1 protein-coding gene is annotated in these 510 nt (G+C 63.3%); it reads right to left on the bottom strand.

What is annotated here, in order from left to right:
* Positions 1 to 510: threonine synthase (gene thrC / locus EOA24_RS40565; RefSeq protein ID WP_127410953.1), on the bottom strand; the 510-nt coding region annotated here is incomplete at both ends.

The raw sequence follows: 510 nt of genomic DNA, 5'->3' as shown, positions 1-510 counted from the left end.
CTTGGCGGCGTAACCCGCGAAAATATCACCGAAATTGCCGGTCGGGACGGTGAAGGAAACCGGCCGGTCTGGCGCGCCGAGCGACAGAGCGGACGAGAAATAATAGACGATCTGAGCCATGATGCGGGCCCAGTTGATCGAATTGACGCCCGATAGCGACACCCTGTCGCGGAAAACGTGGTCGTTGAACATGTCCTTCACCAGGCCCTGGCAGTCGTCGAAATTGCCTTCGACCGACAGCGCGTGGACGTTGGCAGCGCTTGACGTCGTCATCTGCCGCTGCTGCACCGGCGAAACCTTGCCATGCGGGAAAACGATGAAGATGTCGGTGCGGTCGCGGCCGGCGAAGGCGTCGATCGCGGCACCCCCGGTGTCCCCCGAAGTCGCGCCGACGATGGTGGCGCGCTGGCCGCGGTCGGCAAGCACGTGATCCATCAGCCGCGCCAGCAACTGCATCGCCACGTCCTTGAAGGCCAGCGTCGGGCCGTGGAACAGCTCGAGGATGAAGAT

It is taken from the genome of Mesorhizobium sp. M2A.F.Ca.ET.039.01.1.1 (assembly GCF_003998035.1).
In the GTDB taxonomy this organism is placed as follows: Bacteria; Pseudomonadota; Alphaproteobacteria; order Rhizobiales; family Rhizobiaceae; genus Mesorhizobium.
This window is presented reverse-complemented; position numbering and strand designations above follow the sequence as displayed.